Source organism: Pseudomonas sp. NFACC08-1, assembly GCF_900106735.1.
Lineage (GTDB): Bacteria > Pseudomonadota > Gammaproteobacteria > Pseudomonadales > Pseudomonadaceae > Aquipseudomonas > Aquipseudomonas fluorescens_Q.
The window spans coordinates 116,091-132,659 of the sequence record NZ_FNNL01000006.1 but is presented as its reverse complement, the minus strand read 5'-3'; the positions used below and the strand labels follow the sequence as shown (position 1 = coordinate 132,659).

Here is a 16,569-nt window from a genome sequence, read left to right as displayed (position 1 = left end):
AACGGAAGCCCTAGTGAGTCGGCCCGAGAAAGGCCAACCAGCGGCGTTCGGCGAGGCGGAAGAGGCCCACCAGTGCAAAGGTGACGGTCAGGTAGATCAACGCGGCGATCCCGAACGACTGGAACGTCAGGAACGTCGCCGAGTTGGCGTCCCGGGCCACTTTCAGCACGTCTGGAACGGTAGCGGTGAACGCCACGGTCGTCGAGTGCAGCATCAAGATGACTTCGTTGCTGTAATACGGCAGCGAGCGCCGCAGCGCCGACGGCATGATCACGTAGGTGTACAGCTTCCAACCGGTCAGGCCGTAGGCCTTGGCCGCCTCGACTTCGCCATGGTTCATGCTGCGAATCGCCCCGGCGAAAATTTCCGTGGTGTAGGCGCAGGTGTTCAAGGCGAAGGCCAGGATCGTGCAGTTCATCGCATCGCGAAAGAAACTGTCGAGCAGCGGCTGGGCGCGCACCGCCGCGATGCTGTAGATGCCGGTATAGCAGATCAGCAGTTGGATATAGAGCGGTGTGCCACGGAACAGGTAGGTGTAGAACTGCACCGGCCAGCGGACGTAGAACTTGGGTGAAACCCGGGCGATGGACAGCGGGATCGATACCAGGAAACCGATCAGCAGCGAGGCGCTGAGCAGCCACAGGGTCATGGCCAGGCCCGTGACGTTGACACCATCGCTGTAAAGGAATGGCCGCCAGTACTCTTGCAGAAGTTCGATCATCGCACCGCCTCCCGGGCTCCAGCGGCGTAGCGGCGTTCAAGCCAGCGCAGGATGAAATTGGACGCGCTGGTGATCAGCAGATAAATCAGCGCCGCCAGCACCAGGAAGTAGAACAACTGGTAGGTGCTCTTGCCCGCATCCTGGGCCGCCTTGACCAGGTCGGCCAGGCCGATGATCGACACCAGCGCGGTAGCCTTGAGCATCACCATCCAGTTGTTGCCGATACCCGGCAGGGCAAAGCGCATCATTTGCGGAAACACCACGAAGCGAAAGCGCTGGCCACGCTTGAGGCCATACGCAGTGGCGGCTTCGACCTGGCCTCGGGGGACCGAGAGGATCGCACCGCGAAAGGTTTCGGTGAAGTACGCGCCATAGATGAAGCCCAGGGTGATCACCCCGGCGCCGAATGGGTCGATCTCGATGTATTCCCATTCCATGAAGTCGGTAAGCGAGGTCAGCCAGGTTTGCAGGCTGTAGAAGATCAGCAGCATCAGCACCAGGTCCGGCACGCCGCGGATCAGCGTGGTGTAGAGCTGGGCAGGGATTCGCAGCAGTTTGACGCTGGACAGCTTGGCACTGGCGCCCAGCAGGCCGAGCAAGACGCTCAACAACAAAGACAGGGCCGATAGCTTGATGGTCATCCAGGTGCCTTGCATCAGCAGCGGGCCAAAGCCCTGCAGGCTGAAGGCGGAGAGCCCCAGATTTTGTAGGAGTTGTTCGAACATGGAAGAAAGCCTTTGGCAGGAGAAAAGCGCCCATCCGAGACCGGATGGGCGCAGCGCATTATTTGCCGCTGTACAGATTCAGATCGCCAAAGTGTTTTTTCTGGATCTCGGCGTATTTGCCGTCGTCGTGTAACGCTTTGATACCTTTATCCAAAAGTGCCTTCAGCTCACTGTTACCTTTCTTGATACCAATCGCGGTCTTGGAGGGCAGCAATTCGCTGTCCACTGGCTTGCTGACTTCATAACCTTCGCCTTTTGGCGACTTCAGGAAGCCCAGCTCGGCCTGGAGCATGTCCTGGATCGCCGCGTCGAGGCGACCCGAGGTCAGGTCGGCGTAGACCTGGTCCTGGTTCTGGTAGGCCTGGGTCTTGACGCCGGCCTTGTCCAGCACGGCCTTGGCGTAGGCTTCCTGGATGGTGCCTTGCTCGTAGCCGACGGTCTTGCCTTTGAGCGAGGCAACGTCTTCGCTCAGGCCCGAGCCTTTCTTGAAGACATAGGCCGTTGGGCCGGAGAACAGCTCGCTGGAAAAGTCGATGGCTTTTTCGCGGGCCGGGGTAACGGTCATGGAGGAGATCACGCCGTCGAATTTATTAGCCTTGAGGCCCGGGATCATGCCGTCGAAATCACTTTCGACCCATTTGCATTTGACCTTCAGCTCTGCGCAGATCGCGTTGCCCAGATCGATGTCGAAACCGACCAGGCTGCCGTCGGCGGCTTTGGACTCAAACGGGGCGTAGGAAGGGTCGACACCAAAACGCAGTTCCTTGTATTCCTTGGCCGTGGCGACGCCAGCAGCCATGCACAACGCCAGTGCAGAAAGGGTCAGCAGTGCTTTTTTCATTATTCAATCCCTAAAACCAATATGAGCGCTTGTGGCGCGTAAGTATTGTTACCGGTGAAGGCGAGAACGGTATGACGGCATAAAGGTAGCAATTTCCGAACCAGAGTGCCGAACAAGTGTTTTAAAAGCTTCGGCGACGGGTGACGGAATGCGATGGTGCGCGGGGATGAGCGTACATCAAAAAGTGCACCGGGATGGAGCGCTCTTCGGTGGCGAGGGAGCTTGCTCCCGCTGGGGCGCGAAGCGGCCCCCTGCGGTGTGTCAGTCAGAACCAGGGGGCCGCTTCGCAGCCCAGCGGGAGCAAGCTCCCTCGCCACATGTGTTTGTGCAAACTTGACGACCCCGGACATGCAGAGGGGGCTATTTCAGCAGGTCCTGAAGCGTTGCCAAGGTATCTGCCTCTTCGACGGTTTTGTCCTGGCGCCAACGCAACATCCGTGGAAAGCGCACCGCGATCCCACTCTTGTGGCGATTGGACAGGGCGATGCCTTCGAAACCCAGTTCGAACACCAGGGTGGGCGTGACGCTGCTCACCGGGCCGAACTTTTCCACGGTGGTCTTGCGCACGATGTTGTCGACCTGGCGCATTTCTGCATCGGTCAGCCCTGAATAAGCCTTGGCAAATGGCACCAGTGTGCGCTCGCGACTGTCCGGCGGGTTATCCCATACGGCGAAGGTGTAGTCGCTGTACAGGCTGGCGCGCCGGCCATGGCCGCGCTGGGCATAGATCAGCACCGCGTCGACGCTGAAAGGGTCGATCTTCCATTTCCACCACACGCCCATGTCCTTGGTACGGCCGACGCCGTACAGCGCGTTGCGGGCCTTGAGCATCATGCCTTCGACACCGAGGCGGCGAGAGCCTTCGCGTTGCCGGGCGAGGTCGAACCAGTCTTGGCCGGTGACCGTTGGCGACGGCAACAATACCGGACTGCGAACACGGGCGATCAGCGCCTCCAGCTGTTCGCGGCGCTCGGCCTGGGGACGGCTGCGCCAGTCCTCGCCTTGCCATTCCAGCAGGTCGTAGGCCATCACCACCACCGGGGCATCGTCGAGGATTTTCTTGCCAAGGGTCTTGCGACCGATGCGCTGTTGCAGCAGAGCGAAGGGTTGCACCGCAGGCTGCAACGGTGCGTCCGGGTCGAAGGCGTCTTCGGTAACCGACTGGGGGGCTTTCCAGACCACAATTTCACCGTCGATCACCGTGCCGTCGGGCAGCGCCTGGGCCAGTGAATGCAGTTCCGGAAATCGCTCAGTGACCAAGTCCTCGCCTCGCGACCAGACCCACAAATGGCCGTCGCGCTTGATCACCTGGGCGCGGATCCCATCCCATTTCCATTCCACCTGCCAGTCGCTGGCGGGCCCCAGCAGCGTGTCGAATTGCTCCACGGGTGCAGACAGCGCATGGGCCAGGAAAAACGGATAAGGCTGGCCGCCGCGCTGGGCATGTTCATCGTCGGATTCGGCCGCGATCAGCTTGAGGTAACTGGCCGCCGTCGGCCGATGGGACAGGTCGGTGTAGCCCACCAGGCGCTGGGCCACCCGTTTGCTGTCCAGCCCGGCCATGCCCGCCAGGGCCCGGGTCACCAGCAGTTTGGATACGCCGACGCGGAAACTGCCGGTGATGAGCTTGATGCAGAGCATCAGGCTGGGCCGGTCGAGTTGCGCCCACAACGCCGGTAAGCGTTGCGCCAATACCTCGGGCGACTCACCGCGCAAGGGCAGCAGTTTCTCCTCGATCCACAGCGCCAGGCCTTCGTCGGAGCTGTGGGGCGATTCGGGTAATACCAGCGAAATGGTTTCGGCCAGGTCGCCCACGGCCTGATAACTTTCTTCGAACAGCCAGAGCGACAACCCGGATATCTGGACCGCCAACTCCCGCAGGATTTTTACCGGCACCAGTTGCCGTGGGCGCCCGCCGGAAAGGAAATACACGGCCCACGCCGCGTCCTGGGGTGGGGCTTTGCTGAAATAGTCCTGCATGGCGGCGAGCTTGGCATTGCTGGAGGTGGTGGCGTCCAGTTCGGCGTACAACTCGGCGAAGGCTTTCATGGCGCCTCCTCCCCGCTGTTGGTGGCCATGGCGAGGTCTTCTTCATCGTCACCGTATTCGGTGCTGAACGCTTGGGCGTCGAGGCCTTGCTCGCAGAGATGGCGCACCAGCACGCTTACCGAACCGTGCGTGACCATCACCCGTTCGGCGCCGGTCTGTTCGATGGCCCAGAGCAGGCCGGGCCAGTCGGCGTGGTCGGACAGCACAAAACCCCGGTCCACGCCACGCCGCCGACGCGTACCGCGCAGGCGCATCCAGCCGCTGGCGAAGGCGTCGCTGTAGTCGCCAAAGCGGCGCATCCAGCTGCTGCCTCCGGCAGAGGGCGGGGCGATGACCAGCGCCTGGCCCATGATCGGGTCGTTCTTCTTGACATCGCCGGCGTAGATCGTTGGCGGGAGATGGACCCCGGCCTCGCGGTAGACCCGATTCAGCGGTTCCACCGCGCCATGGGCCAGGATCGGGCCGAGGCTTTCGTCGATGCCGTGGAGAATTCGCTGAGCCTTGCCGAAGGAATAGCAGAACAACACGCTGGCCCGGCCGGCGGCGATGTTCCCGTGCCACCACTGGTTGATCTCGTCGAAAATCTGCGCCTGGGGCTGCCAGCGGTAGATCGGCAGGCCGAAGGTGGATTCCGTGATGAAGGTATGGCATTTCACCGGCTCGAATGGGGTGCAGGTGCCGTCAGGATCGACTTTGTAATCCCCCGACGCCACCCAGACCTCGCCTTGATATTCCAGCCGCACCTGGGCCGAGCCCAGCACATGGCCGGCGGGGTGAAAGCTCAAGGTCACGCCATGGTGCGACAGGCGTTCGCCGTAAGGCAGCGTTTGCAGGTTGATGTCCTGGCCCAGGCGTGATCGCAGGATGCCTTCGCCGGGTGCCGCTGCCAGGTAGTGTTGGTTGCCACTGCGGGCATGGTCGCCGTGGGCGTGGGTGATGACCGAGCGTTCCACCGCCCGCCACGGGTCGATGTAGAAATCCCCGGGCGGGCAGTACAAGCCTTCGGGGCGGGCAATGACAAGATCCATGCGGTCACCGGAGCGATGGGCTTGTCAGGTAGAGGCGCAGGCGAGGGGGGAAGTTCTATCGGGTTTTGATGGCGCAGGATCAGGTGGCTGAATGGACAAATGTGGCGAGGGGATTTATCCCCGTTGGGCTGCGAAGCAGCCCCAAAGCAGCCAACTCGATTTGCCTGACACACCTAGTTGCCTGGTTTCAGGGCTGCTTCGCAGCCCAACGGGGATAAATCCCCTCGCCACAGGGCAGTCTATTTGCCAGGCACCAGGGTCAACCGCGTCTTGCCATACGCCCGATCGAAGTTCTGTGACTGCAGCGGCAGGCTCTGGTACTGCCCCTTGATCCACGGATCGATGCCATTGGCATAGTTCGGGCTGACCGGGTTGCCAGACTGGCCGGCGCCGTCCTGGATCATCAACGGTTCAGGCTGGCCGAAGTCAACGATAAAGCGCATGGCCGGCGCCAGGGTGGTGGTGAAATCCTGGCCCCAGGCGAACGCCGCCGAGTTGAGCGTGCTGGCGTCGCCACCAGCCGGTAGCGGGCCGCGTACGATCTGGCCGTTGCTGTTCTTCCACGCGTAGCGATGCAACTGGCCCCACTGCCAAGCCTTGTGGTCACCGCCCAACTGGCTGTCACCGGCGTTGATGGTGGCGACCAGGCTGCGGGCGAGGATGACGGCCTTGTCTTCTTTCTGAGGGGTGCGTACATCGTCCCAGAACGGGCTGTCTTCACGTCCCAGCAGATGATCGGCCTGGGCCGAGTAGGACAATTGGCCGTTGGCGACCAGCGCCTTCCACGCCGGGCTGCTGTCCGGGCCCAGTTCGTCGAGGAAAATCTGCTTCATGCTTTCCTGCAGGAACAGCTCATAGATCGCCGCGTCGGCGGAGGTCGGGTTGAGCCGGCCATCGAATGCCATCAAGCGAGTGTAGGCCTCGCGGGCCTTGGCCCGGTCAGCCACCGGCAGGGCTTCGATCGCCTGTTTGAGCGGCTGGGTCATGCCCGGTGCTTCGAAGACTTGCTTGAGCTTGGCGGCGAACGTTGTGCCCTGGTCGTATTGCATGGCGGTCAGGCTGCGGGTGTCGTGCTTGCCCGCGCCGGCCAGTTCGGCCATGCGTTCGCCACGCTCCGGTGCGGCCCACGAGTTGGACAGTTGCATGCCGTAGCCATGGGGGATGACCCGTTGGTTGGCCGTGCCAAGCCAGCCCTGGGGCGGGTCCTGATCGTAGGGGTGCAGCATCGGGTCGGCGTAACCGTCCCAATCGTAGCGACCGTCCCAGCCCGGCGACGGCAACAGACCCTCGCCTTCACGGCGGTTCGGGTAGCGACCGGTGACTTGCCAGCCGACATGGCTGGCGTCGGCAAAGACCAGGTTCACCGCCATGGCGCGGATTTCCCGGCTGGCGTCGGAGGCTTTCTCGACGTTCTGCGCCCGGGACAGGTCGAAGAAGGCATCCAGGGTCTTGTCGTCGCTGAAGCTCGGCGTCTGCAAGGCCAGGCCAAAGCCGTTGGCCATGGCCGGGCCCTGGGCGCTGTTGAGCAACGGGCCGTGGCGGGTTTCGAACACCGCTTCACGAATCGGCCGCTGGCCTTTGATGAAGTAGGTTTCGTTGCGCACGATCGCCGGTTGCCATTTGCCGTTGACCTCGTAGGACAGGCCATTGCCCTGACGGCGGATTTTTTCCAGGAACAGGTCCTGGTTGTCCCCCAGCACGCTGGTCATGCTCCAGGCCACTTTGCCGTTGAACCCGGCCAGGATCATCGGGATGCCCGCCACGGAAACCCCGGCCGCCTGGTACTTGGGCGCACGGATCTGTACCGGGCTCCACAGCCCCGGCATGCCCAGCGGCCCGTGGCTGTCGCTGGCCAGCAGACTCTTGCCGCTGCGGCTGCGTTGTGGCGCGATGGCCCAGTTGCTTGAAGACGCAGCACCCAACAGGTTCAACCCGGCCAATTGCTGGGTGGCCTTGCTGATTTCGCTCAGGCCCGGGATCTGGCCATTGAGTCGCAAGCCCTGGAGCTTGTCGGCCTCGGCCACGGGCAGTTGCTCGTCCGGATAGGACGGGCTCAGCCAGGCGAGCTTGTCGTTGGTGACGGTCTGGGCCAGCACCAGGCTGGCGATTTCTTCCGGGAGGTTGGCTGACTGGCTGAAATTCAGCAGGCAGAACATCAGCGCCGAGTCTTCCGGTTTCCAGTACTCGGGTTTGTAGCCAGTGGCGGCCAGGTCCGACGGCAACTTGTCGCGGTAGCGGAACAGGTAGGCGTTGACGCCGCGGGCATAGACTTCGAAGAAACGCTTGAGCCTTGGCGAAGACGCCTTGTACAGCTCGTCGGCGTTTTTCTTCAGGTTGACGGCGCGCATGTAGCGGTCGACGTCCAGCCGTTCGGCGCCGGACATTTCTGCCAATCGTCCTTGGGCCAGCAGGCGCAGGGTGACCATTTGGGTGATGCGATCGCTGGCGTGGACGTAGCCGAGGGTGAACAGGGCGTCATGGAAGCTGTTGCTTTCGATCAGCGGCATGCCGGTGGCATTGCGCCGGACCGAGACGTTCTGCGCCAGCCCCTTGAGCGGTTGCACACCGGAAGTCGGCGGGACAGTGTCCTGGGCGTTCCAGGTCTGGCATCCGCTCAAACCGAGCACACTGGCCATTGCGGCGGCAACGCCGAGCCGGGGGATAAGGGAAATAGAGGCTGGCGAGGCCATGGCAAAGCTCCTGCGGGAGGGGGTGGCACCAATAAAGGCGCTACGTTAGTGAGCAGGAGGGGGCCGCGCAAGCGGGGGCGAGGGTTATTTGTTGGTTTGGCGATAAAACTCCGGGGCCGGGTCATCGCTTTGCTCGAAGGCTTGCCTATAGGAAAAGGTGATGATCAAGTGTGGAACATTCAAAGACCAAGCAAGAGAAACTGGCATGGAGCTACAGAACGACGCGGCGCTGATTCTCATCGATCAACAAAAAGGCATCCTTCACCCCAGGCTCGGCCCTCGCAACAACCCCGAGGCAGAGCTGCGCATGCTGGAGCTACTGGCTTTATGGCGACGGACGGCGCGTCCGGTGATTCACGTCCACCACCTCTCCCGCTCGCCGGACTCGGTGTTCTGGCCGGGGCAGTCGGGGGTGGAAGTCCAGCCACGGTTCGAGCCGCAGGCAGGGGAACGGTTGGTGCAAAAGCAGGTGCCGGATGCGTTCAGTGGCACCCACCTGGAACAAGACCTGCGCAACGCCGGAATCAGGCAATTGGTGATCGTCGGGGTGGCAACGCACAACTCGGTGGAGTCCACGGCGCGTACGGCCGGCAACCTGGGATTCGACACGTGGGTGGTCGAAGATGCCTGCTTTACCTTCGACAAGAGCGATTACTTCGGCAACGCCCGTACGGCTGCCGAGGTGCATGCCATGTCCTTGGGCAATTTGCATGGTGAGTATGCGACGGTGGTCGGTGTGAAGCGGATTCTGCAGGCGGGCTGATAGATCGGTGTTGACAGTGCCGGCCTCATTGTTGGATCGCCGCCCGGAGCAAGCTCCCACAGGGTGTTGAAAGCGGCACGGTCCCGTGGCGAGGGAGCTTGCTCCCGCTGGGGCGCGCAGCGGCCCCAAAAAAGCGATGAGCGCTTCGCACTCAAGCGGGAGCAAGCTCCCTCGCCACAAAAAGCTTCCAAGCCATCACACCCTGGATTGGTTAATGGCAAACTCTGTGGGAGCGAGCTTGCTCGCGATGACGCTCTAACAGGCGAAAAAGCTTTTCGCCCGGACCCTCAAGCCCCGTGGCACTTCTTGAATTTCTTGCCATTACCGCACGGGCAAGGGTCGTTGCGGCCGACATCCTTCAGGGCGTTGCGCACCGGTTCCTGGTGGGCGTGGCCGCAGTTCGGACCGTGGACATGGCCGTGGTCATGATCGTGATGATGGTCGTGATCGTGGTTGCAATCAGGGCCATGGACGTGGGGTTGTTGGGTCATCGGGGTTACTCCGCAATAAAATCGGCGGCGATTATCACGCCATTACGTTCCAGGTGCACGTAGTGAGCGATGAATAATCCGGTTTCCAGCTCACCTTCCAGACGATAGGGGATCTGTTCCCGGGGTTTCTCCAGCAGCTTCACCACTTCCCGCACCTGTGGCCACAGGTTGGTGCGCACCGGCACCTTGAAGTAGGCGCTGTGCTTGGGACGCACGGTGAACCAGTGCTCATGCTCGCCTTCGGTCAGCAACAGGTCGCCCAGGTGGATGCGGTAGGTCAGGCCGCGAACGGTGAGGTCGCTGTCGCCGGGGTTGTCGACGCGAAAGTGCAGCGTGAACCTCTGTTCCACCAGCCGGGCCCGCACCACCTCGACTTTGACCAGATGTACCTGTGGTTCCGGAGCTTCTTCACCTCGCCAGGATGCACAGCCGCCGAATCCAACGAACAGCAGCAGGCAGGTGATGCGCAGCAAGAATGATGGAGGGGTCATGTCCGTGCCTCTGGTTTATCCCCAGTCTAGCCCTATGGGCCGATGGACGAGCGTCGGACGTTTCCTAAATTCAGCGATTGAAGTAGCCGGCGCAGCACTTCTTGAATTTGTGCCCGCTGCCACACGGACAGCTGTCGTTGCGTCCTGTCTTGACCGGCACGGTCGGATCGATGAAATACCAGCGCCCGTCGTTCTGCACGAACGAGGATTGCTCACGGTGGCTATGCTCGCCCTGGCCGTCGTGCCAGCGTGTCGTGAACGTGACAAAGGCATGTTCCGGTTGACCACCTAGCACTTCGCTGCTTTCCACCTCCAGCCCCAACCAGGTGCTGTTGGCGCTCCACTCGCTGATCGACTGGCGATCGAGGCCTGGCTGCTGGGCGGGCAGGGTGGTGGCGACCAGATAATCCACCAGGCCCAATACATAGGCGCTATAGCGCGAGCGCATCAAGGCTTCGGCGCAGGGCGCCGGGTGACCGTCGTGGTAATGGCCGCAGCAGGCGTCCAGTGGATTGCCACTGCCGCAGGGGCAGATGGGCGTGTGTGGGCTTGTGTTCACGGTTACCACCAATATTTTCCAAAATTTTCCGGGTTGGCCCAAAAGCGCGAGTTGAGCCAGTCGGGGACTTGTTTGTATTCAAGCAGATCGTAGGTAAACAGGGTCAGCACCTGATCTTCGCGCTGGAATCGCTCGCTGGCTTGCAGGGCCAGTGAAAAAAAGTCCGTCTCTTGCCAGCCGCAGGCGTTGAGATCTGCCAGCACGGCAATGCGACTGGCATTGAGATTGCGGATGCCACCCAACAGGTTCAGACCTTCGCGCTTGGGCAAATGCTCCAGGCAATCGAGCGCCAGGGCCAGGTCAAAACGCCGCGCCGCCACGTCCGCCGGCAGCGCGCCGGGGCCGGCGTGGACCACTTCGGTGCCGGGATGGGCCTGCTGGAATGCTTCAAGCGCTGGAAAGCCGCTGGCACCGATCAGCAGCAGTTTTTGCGGGGCATAACGGTCAAGCACGGCCGCCAGGGCTTGCTGGGGCGTACGCGCAGAAATGGCAACAGTCATCGAAGCTCCTCAGTCAGAACCATCACGATAGCCTGCCCGGACATCGTGGCCTAGAGCGGTTTGTCCCTGAACGTGCGGAATCTTCGTAAACACGGGGCGAAAACCCGCGATTGCTCAGGCTGGCGCAGATTCGAAGACGGGTCTTTACTCCCCTGAATCGGCGACAAGCCGATCCCTCAAGGAGAAACCCGATGAGCATAGTTCGGACAGCGTTACCCCTGGTTCTGCTAACCAGTGTGTTGACTGGTTGCGCAGGTTTGCAGAAAACCGACTGGCCGACCTGTGCGGCCGTCGGCGGTGCGATCGGTGCGGGATTAGGCGCCATAGAAAGCACTTCCTGGGCTGGCGGCGGCGCGCTGTACGTTGGCGGCATGGCGGCAGCTTATTGCTGGGTGCACGGCGACGGCGACGAAGATGGCGATGGCGTGCCGGACAGCCGCGACAAGTGCCCGGGCACACCGAAGGGTGTGCAGGTCGATGCCGACGGTTGCCCACCACCTGCACCACCGCCAATGGCTGAAGAGCCTCCAGTGGTCAAGGAAGAAACCATCGTGATCCGCGACGTGCACTTTGAGTTCAACAAAGCCACGCTGACCCCAGCCGACAAGGATGTGCTGAGCACGGTCGCCACCCGACTGAAACAGGAAACGTCCACCGCGCAACTGCGGGTCACCGGCCATACGGACAGTGTCGGCAGCGATGCCTATAACCAACGGTTGTCGGAGAAACGGGCCAACTCGGTGGTGCAATACCTGGTCGAAAACGGCGTACCGCGTGCCAGTTTCGTCTCGGTGTCCGGCGCCGGTGAGAGTCAGCCGGTGGCCGATAACAAGACCGCCGACGGCCGCGCGATGAACCGTCGCACGGAAATCAAGATAAGCCGCTGAAACCCTTGCGAATCGCGGCTTGTAGAGTTGCGGATGCGGGTCTTTACTCCTGTGTGACCGGTATGGGCCGGTGACACAGGAGCCTTCACCATGAACGTTCTAATCAGGGCCGCCTTACCGGTACTGCTGGCGAGCAGTCTGTTGTCCGGTTGCGCCACTCACAGCGATGGCAGCGCACCTCTCAATCAACGCACCTGGCCAATCTGTAGCCTGATCGGCGGCTTGGTTGGCGGCGGGTTGGGGGCCATTGAAAGCAGTGGCTGGGCCGCCGGTGGCGCCGCACTGGGATTGCTGGGCGGTGGTCTGATCTGCTACGCCCAGGATGGCGATGAAGACGACGACGGGGTGTTCGACCGCCGCGACCGTTGTCCCGATACGCCGGCCAATACCCCCGTCGAGCATCACGGTTGCCCGCTGCCGCAATACCCGGCCAGCGCCCCGCCGGTCGAACCGCAAGCGCCGGCGAGCGAGGTCATCACCCTCAACGACGCCGGCAAGGTACTGTTCGATTTCGACAAATCCGACCTCACGGCAGACGCTCGAAACCAACTCGATGGGCTGATGGGCAAACTCAGCCATGCCAATGTCGCCAGCATCCGGGTGGTGGGTCACACCGACAGTGTCGGCACTGATGCCTATAACCAAGGGCTGTCCGAACGTCGGGCCAGCAGCGTCGTGGAGTATTTGCTGACCCAGGGGCTGGCCCCCGACAAACTCACCAGCGAAGGCAAGGGCGAAAGCGAGCCGGTGGCTGACAATGAGACTGACGAAGGGCGGGCACAGAACCGTCGGGTTGAGCTGCATATCCAGCGTTGAAGCTCGGACCAGGGCTGCCGGGTCGTCGGGAAGGCGATCCGGGGCTCGGGTCAGATTAAATTTGCCTGGCCCTCTGGCTTATCCTGCGCGCAAGCCGTTACTGTGCGCGCAAAGAATAATTCCCGATCAGGGGGGCGTATGAAGGTGTTTTGGGGGCTGGGGCGCTTGCTGACCCTGCTGTTCTGGCTGGTGGTGCTGGTCAATCTGGTCGTGCCGTTCGTCCATCCGCTGCATCTGCTGGTCAATGTCGCCGGCGCGTTTTTACTGGTGCTCCATTTGCTGGAACTGCTGTTGTTCCGGGCCAGTTTCCGTGGCCGCCCCGCGCCTGGTCGTGATCGCCTCAGAGTGCTGTTGTTCGGTATCTTCCATTTGCAAACCCTCCCGACCGCGCCAGAGGCTTCCCATGCGTAAATTGTGTCTGCTCGCCGCACTCGTATGCCCGTGGGCTTCGGCCCAGGTGGTCCAGGTAGAAAGCCATTCGTTGATGCGCCTGCCAAACACCACCAGCACTCTGGTCCTCGAGCGACTGGACGTGGCCGACTACGGCACGCTGCTGGTGCCTTCCAATGTCACTGAACTGACTATCGACCAATTGCACCTGGGGCGTGAAGCACGGATCGCCATCGTGCCGGCGCAGCAGGCATTGGAAATGAAAGTGGCCCGGGCTGAGCTGGCCGAGGGCAGCCAGATCACTTCACGCGGCGCACCGGGTACCTACACCAAGGCCGCGCGGTCGGGGCGCGATCTCAACCTGCGTTTCAATGCCTTGAATGCGCCGCTGTTGTCGGTGGATGCCCGCGGTGGAACCGGTGCGCCGGGTTTCGTCGGTCTTGACGGTGCCAATGGCCAGGCGCCGGGTTGCACCTGGGGTTCGGCCGGTCGCGGGGCCGACGGCAGCAATGGCAGCGATGGCCAGCCGGGAGCCGCTGGCGCGCAGGTACGCCTCGAGCTGCCCCTGGCCTACCCTGCCGAGCAGATCAAGGTGACGGTGGACGGCGGGGCCGGTGGCGCGGCGGGACACGGCGGCAAACCCGGGGCGGGAGGCAAGGCCAAGGGGTGCTTGGTCTATACCGCCGATGGCGGCAAAAGCGGTCGTCCTGGCGCCGATGGCCAGCCAGGGCCTGCCGGAGCGGCGGGGACGGTGACGGTGCAGCGGTTCTGAAGAAAATCTGATCTGAACCTGTGGGAGCGAGCTTGCTCGCGATGGCGTTGTGTCAGTCGATGAAGTAGTGCTGATACACCGTCATCGCGAGCAAGGTCGCTCCCACAGGGTTTTATGTGATGTTCAGAACATTGGCCGCGCCGCGCCAATCGCCACCACCAGCAACCCGATCAACAAATTGATCCCCACCAACCGCCGGATCTTCCCCAGCACCGCCGCACCGGCCGGCCAGTCCTGCGCCGTCACGGCGCTACGCAATGCCGGCAGTTGCAGGCCCTGGATGCGGATGAACAGCGCAGCCATCACCACATACAATCCCATCATCACCTGCACATACCGAGGCGCGGTTTCGAAACCGGCGAAGCGCACATGGATCAGGCCTACACCGCTGATCGGTAAAAGCACCACCGCCACCCAGACCCAGACAAAAAAACGCTGAAACACTTCTACCCACAACTTGAGCCGGGCAGGGCCCTCAAGCGCCGTCATTGCGGCCGGGCGCAGGATCATCCAGGCGAAAAACATGCCGCCGACCCAGACCAGGGCCGCCAGTAAATGCAGGGTGTAGACGAGGGCAAAGGATGTCATTGGGTTACTCCGTTCTGCGCAGGATTCATTCGCGGGGTATGATAGCCGCCGATCCGAACCACTGAAAATTTATCCAGCGTTTTTTGCGCCCGACCATTCATGATCAGCACCGAACTCAAAACCACGATCCAGGGCGCCTATTCGCGTTTTCTCGAAGCCAAGAGCCTCAAGCCGCGATATGGCCAGCGCCTGATGATTGCCGAAGTGGCAAAAGTCCTGGGTGACATCGACACCGACGACGAAGGCCGGCGCAGTGGCGAGCCCGCCGTCGTGGCGGTGGAGGCCGGCACCGGTACCGGCAAGACCGTGGCCTACAGCCTAGCGGCGATTCCCACTGCCAAGGCCGCCGGCAAACGCCTGGTGATCGCCACGGCCACCGTCGCCCTGCAGGAGCAGATCGTCTACAAGGACCTGCCCGACCTGATGCGCAACAGCGGGCTGAACTTCACGTTCGCGCTGGCCAAGGGCCGTGGGCGCTACATGTGCCTGTCCAAGCTCGACATGTTGCTCCAGGAAGGCCACGCGCAGACCGCCACGGCCCAGTTGTTCGAAGAAGAAGGCTTCAAGATCGAAGTCGATGAGGCCAGCCAGAAGCTGTTCACCAGCATGATCGAGAAGCTGGCCGGCAATAAATGGGACGGCGACCGCGACAGTTGGTCCACCGCCCTGGAAGACGCCGACTGGTCCCGCCTGACGACCGACCATAGCCAGTGCACCAACCGCCATTGCCCGAACTTCGGCCAGTGCGCTTTCTACAAGGCCCGCGAAGGTATGGGCAAGGTCGATGTCATCGTCACCAACCACGACATGGTGCTGGCCGACCTGGCCCTGGGCGGTGGTGCGGTGCTGCCGGACCCGCGCGACACGATCTACGTGTTCGACGAAGGCCATCACCTGCCGGACAAGGCCATCGGTCATTTCGCCCATTACACCCGGCTGCGTTCCACCGCCGACTGGCTGGAAACCACCGCCAAGAACCTCACCAAGCTGCTGGCCCAGCACCCGTTGCCGGGTGACCTGGGCAAGTTCATCGAGCAAGTGCCGGAGTTGGCGCGGGAAATCAAGACGAACCAGCAGTTCATGTTCACCGCGTGCGAGCAAGTGGCCGATTTCAAGCCAGGCGAAGACGTCGAGGGCCGGGAGCGGCCACGCCATCGCTTCGTCGGCGGAGTGATTCCTGAACACATGCGCGAAATGGGCATCGAGCTCAAGAAAGGTTTCGCACGCCTGACCGACCTGTTCACGCGCCTGACCGACCTGCTCAAGGAAGGCATGGACGGCGAGGTCAACATCGGAATCGCCAGCAACCAGGCCGAGGAGTGGTACCCGCTGTTTGGCAGCCTGTTGTCCCGCTCACAAGGCAACTGGGAACTGTGGACGGCCTTCACCGCTGAAGACCCGGAAGACAACCCGCCAATGGCGCGCTGGCTGACCCTGGCCGAAAGCGGTTCGCTGTTCGACATCGAGGTCAATGCCAGCCCGATCCTGGCGGCGGAAATGCTGCGGCGCAACTTGTGGAACGTGGCCTATGGCGCGCTGGTGACGTCCGCCACGCTGACCGCCCTGGGCACGTTCGACCGCTTCCGCATGCGCGCCGGCCTGCCGAAGAAAGCCGTGACCGCCGTGGTCCCGAGCCCCTTCCACCACGCCGATGCCGGCGTGCTGCGGGTGCCGGACCTCAAGGCCGACCCACGGGATGCCGCCGCCCACACCGCGGCGATCATCCGCGACCTGCCGGAACTGGTGGAAGGCTCACGGGGCACCCTGGTGCTGTTTTCCTCGCGCAAACAGATGCAGGACGTGTTCGACGGCCTTGACCGTGACTGGCGCAAACAGGTGTTCATCCAGGGCAACCTGTCGAAGCAGGAAACCCTGAACAAGCACAAGGCCCGGGTCGATGGCGGGGATTCCAGCGTGCTGTTCGGCCTGGCGAGTTTTGCCGAAGGCGTGGACTTGCCGGGTGCCTATTGCGAGCACGTGGTGATCGCCAAGATCCCGTTCTCGGTTCCCGACGACCCGGTGGAAGCCGCACTGGCCGAGTGGATCGAAGCCCGTGGCGGCAACCCGTTCATGGAAATCTCCGTGCCGGACGCTTCGCTGAAGCTGGTCCAGGCGTGTGGTCGGTTGCTGCGCACCGAAGAAGACCGCGGCACCATCACCTTGCTCGACCGCAGGCTGGTCACCCAGCGCTATGGCAAGGCGATCCTCAACGCGCTGCCGCCGTTTCGGCGGGAGATTTCCTGACAAAGCGGGTTCTT

Annotated in this window: 17 protein-coding genes; 6 read left to right on the top strand and 11 right to left on the bottom strand. The window is 62.4% G+C overall.

Annotation, left to right across the window (positions count from 1 at the left end; translation table 11 throughout):
- Nucleotides 1-10: 10 nt before the first annotated feature.
- The 6 genes from BLU76_RS14365 to BLU76_RS14335 all read right to left on the bottom strand — a co-directional run bounded on the left by BLU76_RS14365 (nucleotide 11) and on the right by BLU76_RS14335 (nucleotide 8,054).
- Nucleotides 11-721 (bottom strand): ABC transporter permease, encoded by a 711-nt coding sequence (locus BLU76_RS14365; RefSeq protein ID WP_092144168.1) that lies wholly within the window; start codon nucleotides 719-721, stop codon nucleotides 11-13.
- Complete coding sequence (locus BLU76_RS14360) at nucleotides 718-1,446, bottom strand: ABC transporter permease (RefSeq protein ID WP_063322690.1); 729 nt, start codon at nucleotides 1,444-1,446, stop codon at nucleotides 718-720. Before BLU76_RS14360 ends, BLU76_RS14365 begins: the two co-directional genes overlap by 4 nt.
- Nucleotides 1,447-1,504: 58 nt before the next feature.
- Nucleotides 1,505-2,287: a transporter substrate-binding domain-containing protein gene (locus tag BLU76_RS14355; RefSeq protein WP_092144170.1), complete on the bottom strand. Its 783-nt coding sequence runs from the start codon at nucleotides 2,285-2,287 to the stop codon at nucleotides 1,505-1,507.
- Between the two features lie 360 nt (nucleotides 2,288-2,647).
- On the bottom strand, nucleotides 2,648-4,336 hold the full coding sequence (locus BLU76_RS14345) for an ATP-dependent DNA ligase (protein ID WP_092144173.1): 1,689 nt from the start codon (nucleotides 4,334-4,336) through the stop codon (nucleotides 2,648-2,650).
- Nucleotides 4,333-5,364: a ligase-associated DNA damage response exonuclease gene (locus tag BLU76_RS14340; RefSeq protein WP_092223200.1), complete on the bottom strand. Its 1,032-nt coding sequence runs from the start codon at nucleotides 5,362-5,364 to the stop codon at nucleotides 4,333-4,335. Before BLU76_RS14340 ends, BLU76_RS14345 begins: the two co-directional genes overlap by 4 nt.
- A gap of 239 nt (nucleotides 5,365-5,603) precedes the next feature.
- A complete protein-coding gene (locus tag BLU76_RS14335) occupies nucleotides 5,604-8,054 on the bottom strand; it encodes a penicillin acylase family protein (RefSeq protein ID WP_092223198.1) in 2,451 nt (816 codons plus the stop codon).
- A 205-nt stretch (nucleotides 8,055-8,259) separates the two neighbouring features.
- Between BLU76_RS14335 and BLU76_RS14330 the strand changes: the two genes are divergently transcribed.
- Complete coding sequence (locus BLU76_RS14330; RefSeq protein WP_063322686.1) at nucleotides 8,260-8,817, top strand: cysteine hydrolase family protein; 558 nt, start codon at nucleotides 8,260-8,262, stop codon at nucleotides 8,815-8,817.
- 287 nt (nucleotides 8,818-9,104) lie between these two features.
- Here BLU76_RS14330 and BLU76_RS14325 read toward each other — a convergent pair whose 3' ends face one another.
- The 4 genes from BLU76_RS14325 to BLU76_RS14310 form a co-directional block, all read right to left on the bottom strand.
- Entirely contained in the window at nucleotides 9,105-9,308 is a 204-nt protein-coding gene (locus tag BLU76_RS14325; protein WP_003198420.1) for an SEC-C metal-binding domain-containing protein, read from the bottom strand.
- Nucleotides 9,309-9,313: 5 nt separating this feature from the next.
- Nucleotides 9,314-9,799 carry an LEA/WHy family protein gene (locus tag BLU76_RS14320; protein WP_063322685.1) on the bottom strand — a complete coding sequence of 162 codons (486 nt, stop codon included), beginning with the start codon at nucleotides 9,797-9,799 and terminating at the stop codon, nucleotides 9,314-9,316.
- A gap of 70 nt (nucleotides 9,800-9,869) precedes the next feature.
- Nucleotides 9,870-10,358, bottom strand: a complete 489-nt coding sequence (locus tag BLU76_RS14315; protein ID WP_092223364.1) for a YchJ family protein — start codon at nucleotides 10,356-10,358, stop codon at nucleotides 9,870-9,872.
- 2 nt (nucleotides 10,359-10,360) lie between these two features.
- Nucleotides 10,361-10,858, bottom strand: a complete 498-nt coding sequence (locus BLU76_RS14310) for a DUF6231 family protein (protein WP_063322684.1) — start codon at nucleotides 10,856-10,858, stop codon at nucleotides 10,361-10,363.
- Between the two features lie 191 nt (nucleotides 10,859-11,049).
- Between BLU76_RS14310 and BLU76_RS14305 the strand changes: the two genes are divergently transcribed.
- From BLU76_RS14305 to BLU76_RS14290, 4 genes are all read left to right on the top strand, one after another.
- The gene (locus BLU76_RS14305; RefSeq protein ID WP_063322683.1) at nucleotides 11,050-11,745 is read left to right on the top strand and encodes a PA1041 family peptidoglycan-binding anchor lipoprotein; all 696 of its coding nucleotides are present in this window, start codon (nucleotides 11,050-11,052) and stop codon (nucleotides 11,743-11,745) included.
- A 90-nt stretch (nucleotides 11,746-11,835) separates the two neighbouring features.
- Nucleotides 11,836-12,561: a PA1041 family peptidoglycan-binding anchor lipoprotein gene (locus BLU76_RS14300; RefSeq protein ID WP_092223196.1), complete on the top strand. Its 726-nt coding sequence runs from the start codon at nucleotides 11,836-11,838 to the stop codon at nucleotides 12,559-12,561.
- A gap of 138 nt (nucleotides 12,562-12,699) precedes the next feature.
- A complete protein-coding gene (locus BLU76_RS14295; protein WP_063322681.1) occupies nucleotides 12,700-12,972 on the top strand; it encodes a DUF1145 domain-containing protein in 273 nt (90 codons plus the stop codon).
- Complete coding sequence (locus BLU76_RS14290; RefSeq protein ID WP_092223194.1) at nucleotides 12,965-13,723, top strand: collagen-like triple helix repeat-containing protein; 759 nt, start codon at nucleotides 12,965-12,967, stop codon at nucleotides 13,721-13,723. The genes BLU76_RS14295 and BLU76_RS14290 overlap by 8 nt, the downstream gene beginning before the upstream one ends.
- Nucleotides 13,724-13,846: 123 nt before the next feature.
- On the opposite strand, the gene BLU76_RS14285 is transcribed toward BLU76_RS14290, so the two are convergent.
- Nucleotides 13,847-14,311 carry a CopD family protein gene (locus BLU76_RS14285; RefSeq protein WP_092223192.1) on the bottom strand — a complete coding sequence of 155 codons (465 nt, stop codon included), beginning with the start codon at nucleotides 14,309-14,311 and terminating at the stop codon, nucleotides 13,847-13,849.
- Between the two features lie 99 nt (nucleotides 14,312-14,410).
- Between BLU76_RS14285 and dinG the strand changes: the two genes are divergently transcribed.
- A complete protein-coding gene (gene dinG / locus BLU76_RS14280) occupies nucleotides 14,411-16,555 on the top strand; it encodes an ATP-dependent DNA helicase DinG (protein ID WP_063322679.1) in 2,145 nt (714 codons plus the stop codon).
- Nucleotides 16,556-16,569 lie beyond the last annotated feature (14 nt).